The organism is Nocardia sp. NPDC024068 (genome assembly GCF_040638875.1).
Classification (GTDB): domain Bacteria; phylum Actinomycetota; class Actinomycetes; order Mycobacteriales; family Mycobacteriaceae; genus Nocardia.
On the sequence record NZ_JBEZYU010000108.1, the window covers coordinates 1 to 6,603 of the forward strand.

At 69.5% G+C, this 6,603-nt stretch carries 6 protein-coding genes; 2 read left to right on the forward strand and 4 right to left on the reverse strand.

Annotation, left to right across the window (positions count from 1 at the left end; genetic code table 11):
* The first annotated feature begins 369 nt into the window (after positions 1-369).
* Entirely contained in the window at positions 370-834 is a 465-nt protein-coding gene (locus AB0F41_RS31270; RefSeq protein WP_357430150.1) for a hypothetical protein, read from the forward strand.
* 176 nt (positions 835-1,010) lie between these two features.
* Entirely contained in the window at positions 1,011-1,190 is a 180-nt protein-coding gene (locus AB0F41_RS31275) for a hypothetical protein (RefSeq protein WP_357430152.1), read from the forward strand.
* A gap of 124 nt (positions 1,191-1,314) precedes the next feature.
* Here the strand turns inward: AB0F41_RS31275 and purH are convergent, their stop codons facing one another.
* The 4 genes from purH to AB0F41_RS31295 all read right to left on the reverse strand — a co-directional run bounded on the left by purH (position 1,315) and on the right by AB0F41_RS31295 (position 6,254).
* On the reverse strand, positions 1,315-2,877 hold the full coding sequence (gene purH / locus AB0F41_RS31280; RefSeq protein WP_357430154.1) for a bifunctional phosphoribosylaminoimidazolecarboxamide formyltransferase/IMP cyclohydrolase: 1,563 nt from the start codon (positions 2,875-2,877) through the stop codon (positions 1,315-1,317).
* Positions 2,874-3,548: a phosphoribosylglycinamide formyltransferase gene (purN, locus tag AB0F41_RS31285; RefSeq protein WP_357430160.1), complete on the reverse strand. Its 675-nt coding sequence runs from the start codon at positions 3,546-3,548 to the stop codon at positions 2,874-2,876. Before purN ends, purH begins: the two co-directional genes overlap by 4 nt.
* A gap of 161 nt (positions 3,549-3,709) precedes the next feature.
* Positions 3,710-5,260 carry a DUF6350 family protein gene (locus AB0F41_RS31290; protein ID WP_357430156.1) on the reverse strand — a complete coding sequence of 517 codons (1,551 nt, stop codon included), beginning with the start codon at positions 5,258-5,260 and terminating at the stop codon, positions 3,710-3,712.
* Positions 5,261-5,327: 67 nt separating this feature from the next.
* Positions 5,328-6,254 carry a DUF5336 domain-containing protein gene (locus AB0F41_RS31295; RefSeq protein WP_357430158.1) on the reverse strand — a complete coding sequence of 309 codons (927 nt, stop codon included), beginning with the start codon at positions 6,252-6,254 and terminating at the stop codon, positions 5,328-5,330.
* Positions 6,255-6,603 lie beyond the last annotated feature (349 nt).

Below are 6,603 nucleotides of genomic sequence, written 5' to 3' on the forward strand. Positions count from 1 at the left end.
GGCAAGGTCACCTGCCCCACCTTGGCGGGCAAGGTCACCTGCCCCACCTTGGCGGGCAAGGTCACCTGCCCCACCTTGGCGGGCAAGGTCACCTGCCCCACCTTGGCGGGCAAGGTCACCTGCCCCACCTTGGCGGGCAAGGTCACCCTTCACTCCTGCAAGCAGGACCACCACCCCACCCTCGCATGCAAGACCACCCCTCACCTCACGAGTGAGCTCACCTCCCACCTTCCCAGACAAGGCCACCCCCACCTCTATGACCGAGCTGTCTCAACATTTTCACGGATGGCGTGCCCAGACAGCAGACACCAAACGGGCAGAACCCCGCGGCTGAGCCGCGACGATAAACACACCACTACAGTGGGCCGCATGGTCGTATCCCGGGGATTGCTGGTAGTTCTGGCCGTGTGTACCGCTGTAGCGCTCACCTCCTGCGGCGGTGACGACGGCTCGTCCGCGGAACCGGCCGGCACCTCCGCTCCCGCCCCGACCGGCGCGAAGCCGCCCGCGACCCCGGACGAGGTCCCCGGGGCGGATCCCGGGCAGATGTTCACCGCCGACCCCAATCTGGTCGGCACCCACCCCATCCCCTTCACGTCGTGGACGCGGGTGGGTGCGAACCGCATCGCGGTCCATTTCGAATCCGGGGTTCCCGAGTGCTACGGCGTGAACGCGGCGGTCACCGAGGATCCGGAGACGGTTACCGTGGCGCTCCACCAGGGCACTCGCGCGGACGCCACGGACAAGATGTGCGTAATGATGGCGGTTTTCGGCACCCTGGAAATCCAGCTCGACGCCCCGGTGGGAAGTCGTCGCGTTCTCAGCGCTGTGTGAGCCGGTCGGCCACCGGATCCGCGGCCCTCATATTCATGCCACGGATTCCGTGGGCAGCGGAGTTCGTGGCTGTCTGACGCTCGGCGCTCGGCGCATTCGCGATAGCCGCCGGCTCGGTGGCCGGCACCGGTACCGCCACCGCCGGGCCCGGCCTCCCGCTCGAACCGGCCGTCCCGATGTCCACATCGCAACCGGTGAACGGCAATTCCACCGGTTCGGCTCTCGGTCACGAAGGCAGCGGCTCGGCGCTCACCGGACCGATGTCCTCCGGTTCCGCCCAGGCGGCCGGTAGCTTGTTCATGCTCCTCGGCGTGCTGTTCGGGAACCCCGGGTGCGATCCACTGCTCTGCAACTGATGGGCTCTCCCCGAACGAGTTCGGGTCGAGCCGGGTCAGCCGCCGCCGGTAAAGGTCGCGGCCGGGCGAACCGTCTCGGACCAAGACGTGATGAGGCGCCGGAATATGCCGGCGCCTCGTCGCGTCAGTGGGCGAAGTGCCGGGCTCCGGTGAAGTACATGGTGACCCCGGCCTCCCGGGCCGCGTCGATGGTCTCCTGATCGCGCACCGAACCACCCGGCTGCACGATCGCGCGGACCCCGGCCTGCAACAGCAGCTGCGGGCCGTCGGGGAACGGGAAGTAGGCGTCGGAGGCCGCGACCGAACCCTTGGCCCGATCACCGGCCCGCTGCACCGCCAACCGGACCGAATCGACCCGGTTCACCTGCCCCATTCCGACCCCGACCGAAGCGCCCTCGTGCGCCAGCAGGATGGCATTGGATTTCACCGCACGGCAGGCGCGCCAGGCGAATTCGAGGTCCGCCAGCGTCGCCGCGTCGGCGGGCTCGCCGACGGCCAGAGTCCAATTGGCGGGATCGTCGCCGGCGGCGTCGACCGCGTCACGGTCCTGCACCAGCAGACCACCACTCACCGGCCGCAGCTCCGCACCCTGCGGCGCGGGCGGTTCGGCGATCAGGATCCGCACGTTCTTCTTGCGCTGCAGTACCTCCACGGCGCCGTCGGCGTACGCGGGCGCCACGATCACCTCGGTGAAGATCTCCGCGACCTGCTGCGCCATTGCCACGGACACCTCACGGTTGGTCGCGATGACGCCGCCGAACGCGCTCACCGGATCACAGGCGTGCGCCTTGCGATGCGCCTCGGCGATATCCGCACCGGTCGCGATCCCGCACGGATTCGCGTGTTTGACGATCGCCACCGTGGGGGTGGCGTGATCGAAGGCGGCACGCCAGGCCGCGTCGGCGTCGGTGTAGTTGTTGTACGACATCTCCTTGCCGTGCAACTGCTCGGCCTGGGCCAGCCCACGCCGGCCGGAACCGTCGGTGTACAGCGCGGCCCGCTGGTGCGGATTCTCGCCGTAACGCAGTACCGCGGTGCGCTCCCAGCTCCCGCCGAGCCAGGACGGGAACCCCGCATCCTCGGCGGACTTCTCGACCAGGGTTTCCGACATCCAGGTCGCGACGGCCACGTCGTAGCTCGCGGTGTGCTGGAAAGCCTTGGCGGCCAGCGCGGTACGTTCGGCGAGGGTGAAACCGCCGTCGGCCACCGCTTTCCGGACCCCGTCGTAGTCACCGGTGTTCACCACGACCGCCACCGACGGATGGTTCTTCGCCGCGGCGCGCACCATCGACGGTCCGCCGATATCGATCTGCTCCACACATTCGTCGGGGGTGGCGCCACTGGCCACGGTCTCGCTGAACGGATAGAGGTTCACCACCACCAGCTGGAACATCTCGACACCGAGTTCGGTGAGCTGAGCGAGGTGTTCGGGTTTGCGGGTATCGGCGAGGATGCCCGCGTGCACCTTCGGGTGCAGGGTTTTCACCCGGCCGTCCAGGGTTTCCGGGAAACCGGTCAGGTCTTCGACCTTGGTCACCGGTACACCTGCGTCGGCGATACGCGCGGCCGTCGATCCCGTGGACACCAGCTCGACCCCGGCCGCGTGCAGCGCGGTCGCCAGGTCCACGAGCCCGGTCTTGTCGTAGACGCTCACCAGCGCCCGGCGGATCGGTGTGCGCTCACTCACCGGAGAACTCGCTCATCAGGGATATATGCCTTTCTTCCATCGGAGATGATTCCACGGGTGGCGACGGCGGCGACGGTCTCCGCCAGCAGACGCCGTTCCACGACCTTGATACGTTCGTGCAGGCCGGCCTCGTCGTCATCGGGATGCACCCGGACCGGCTCCTGGGCCAGGATCGGCCCGGTATCCACCCCGGAATCCACCAGATGCACCGTCGAACCGGTGACCCGCACGCCGTAGGCGAGGGCATCACGTACTCCGTGCGCGCCCGGGAAGGCGGGCAGCAGCGCCGGATGGGTGTTGATGATGCGGCCGCCGAAACGGTCCAGGAATGCGGGTCCGAGCAATTTCATGAAACCCGCCGAGATCACGAGATCCGGTGCGTATCCGGCGACGGCCTCGGTGAACGCGGCGTCCCAGGCAGCGCGGTCGGGATGGTCGCCGACCGCGATCCGGAAGGCCGGGATCCCCGCGGCGGCGGCGTGCTCGAGGGCGGCGCACTCCCGGTCCGCTCCCACCGCCCGGATCACCGCGGGGTAGGCCGGATCGGTGGCAGCTTCGATCAGAGCGCGCAGCAGCGACCCGGTCCCGGAGGCGAGTACCACGAGGCCGGCCGGGCTGGAATCGGTGCGTTCCGGGGCGGTCAGGGCTCTACTCCTGGAGTTCGAAGGGATGGCGTCGGCACCGTCCGTCCCGGAGCGGAGACGGAGCCGCCGGTTTCGGGGCGGCAGCCGGGCCGCCGGCGGCGGGATGGGACCCACGGCACGGATAGAGCCTAGTAGACGCGTTCGGCGGTGAGTTCGGCGGCAGTCGCCCGACCGGACCCGGGACCGCCCTACCTGCCGTCCCGGGAGTCGTCGTCGAGCAGATCCGGTTCGACCACCTCGGCATCGAGGATCTCGTGCCCGGCGCCTTCGGAGTCCGACAGCGACCCGGTCCGCGGCGGACGCGGGTGGTCGTCGACGATCTCCACCTCCAGCGGCGGTTCCGGACCGACCGTTTCGGTGCGGGGTCCGTCGAGCAGATCGGCGTAACGGCCCGCACCGTCTCCCCCGTCCGCGGGCAACTCGGGCAGCCGGCCGGAGGGCAGGGCCCGGGTGTCGGGCGAGCGGTCCGCGTGATCCGGGTAGTCGTCGCCGTAGTCGGTATCGTCCGGATCGAAGAGGGCGTCGGGATGGCGCAGCAGCGGGGTCGGGAAGGACACCAGGAAGGTCCGCGCGTAGAACAGGCCCGCGTATCCGGGAATCGCCAGCCAGGCGAACACCGCCAGCGCGAACACCGGCAGCTCCACGCCCAGCCTGCCGAAACTCCCGAGATCGCCCCCGGACAACGCGGCGGCCACGGTGAGCGCGAAACTTCCCAGACCGGCGGAGGCCAGTAGCGCCCACGGCGCACCCGGCCGGTCGTAGCTCACCCGGGCCGATTCGACACCGCCGTACACACCGATCGCCGCGGGCACGACGAGAAGTACCGCCCACCAGATCGCCGCCGGCCCGGTCGGCACCGCGGCGAGCACCGGCACCGCCGGGATCGGACCGCCCACCACGGTGAAAACTCCCACCGAGGCGTCCCCGAACTGGACTCCGGGGCCCACCAGCACCCCCACTCCGGCGATCACCGCGTTCGGCAGATACAGCAGCGAAAGCAGCGTGAGGCCGAGCACATCCACGAAACCCTCGGCATTGCGATAGGTCTGGCCCACCTGCGACCAGTTGACCAGCAGTCCCAGCACGATCAGCACGGCCGAGCCCGCGAGCAGTCGCAGAACGGAGCGGCCCGCGACATAGGCTGCGGCGATCACATCGTAGGGAAGACTGTCGAAAATCCGCGCCCGGCACCGGAAGACGACACCGCCGAAAGTGGCGGCCGCATGCAGGACCAGCACCCAGAAGAACGCTGCCAGTGGGTTCGGGCGTTGCAGGGCAATGGAACCCGACGCGTCCTGGGTAACTGCCAGACATACCGCCGTGATGAGCAGCGGGCCACCCACCGCGGCCCCGCACAACCAGCCGAGATCGGCCCTGGTGGGTTCGGTATCGACCGCGCCGGCCGCCTCCCGGGCGGCGGCGAACACCAGCAGGGCGGTCGGCAGTACCGGCAGCAGGCTCAGGGTGGTGGTGCCGATGACCAGCGGCACCTGATGCACCGCCAGCCAGCCCGCGGCGACCGAACCACTGAGCCCGGTGAGGTCGCTGCCCGCGGTGAGCAGGGTCGCCAGCATCGTGACCACGATGGCAGCGAGCGCGAAGGCCGCGGGCCGGAAGGCGACGTAGAGGAGCACCCGGGCGCGATCGGGCGAAAGCGGACCCGGTTCCCCGGCCGGTCGCGCCGAATTACGGTCGGCGCCCCGGTGCGGGTGGGACGACGAGCTACGCGGGGCACTCATGGATTTCAGAGTGGCAGTTGCCCCGGCACGCGCGCTTCAGGCGCGCCGCGCCGGGGACCGCCGGGGATCACTTCTGGTCGTCGGACTGCCGGAACGCGCGGGTGGCGTCGGCGGCCGGGTCGGCGGGCTGTTCACCGCCGAAGGGCTGGGCCTGCTGACCGGGCTGCTGCTGACCGTAGGCCTGCTGCGGCTGCTGCTGACCGTACGGCGAGGCCTGCTGCTGGCCACCGGCGTACGGCGACTGCTGTTGCTGCTGCTGACCGTAACCCTGCTGCGGCTGCTGACCGTACTGCTGCTGACCGTAGGCCTGCTGACCCTGGGCGGCCTGCTGACCGTAGGACGCCTGCGGCTGCTGGCCGCTGCTGTACTGCTGGCCGTACTGCTGCTGCGGCTGCTGGCCGTAGCCCTGCTGCTGGTACTGCTGCTGACCGTACCCCTGCTGACCGCCGGGGAATTGGCCCGGCGTGGACGGGCGCGGGGCCGGCGGCTTGAGGATCCCGGTGTCGAACAGCACCACGGCGACCGCGAGGCCGGTCTGCACCAGCGCGAGGACCAGGATCAGGTACAGCCCGATCTCGGCTTTGGCGCCCTCGGGCAGCGTGAACATCTGGAACAGGATCGTGAAGAAGGTGCCCCCCGCCACCGCCGCGGCGGCACCGACCCAGTTCTGCTTCGGCAGCAGCGACAGACCCGCCAGCAGGCCCGCGATCAGCAGCAGCCCACCGATCGGGGCTTCCTGGTACTCGAACAGGTTCAGGCTGGTATCCGCCGACGACGGCAGGTCCAGGTCCGAATCGGCGCCCACATAGGACAGGAAGCCGAGCAGGAAGGCGAGTACGCCCACCGCGGCGGCACCGATGGTGAGGAAGAACGGCAGTCCTTTCCCGTCGGCCCCGGCGGCGCTCGCACCACCGGCCGCCTGCTGGCCGGGATTGGGCGGAACGGAGGGCGGAACGGGTGCGTTGTACCCGGAGCCCCCGGTCGGGTATGACATGTCGTCATCTCCTAGGTCGAGTCATACGTACTTGACGGCTGAATTCCCTTTGACGCTACTGCACGGGCACGACTGCACGCACCCTCCATAGGTTGGGACCACTGAGCACTTACATGATCGCGGAACCTGCTCAGGTGTTTGAGCGGGCTTGCTCGTGAAGGTGGGGAGGTGGGCTTGCCCGCGAAGGTGGGGCAGGTGGGCTCACCCGCCAAGGTCGAGAGGTGGGCTCACCCGCCAAGGTCGAGAGGTGACCTCACCCGCCAAGGTGCTGTGTTTATTGGCGCGCTGGCGCGCGCGGGGTTCGGCCCCCTGAGCGTCTGCTGTCAGCCCTCGAGACTCGTGGCTTCGC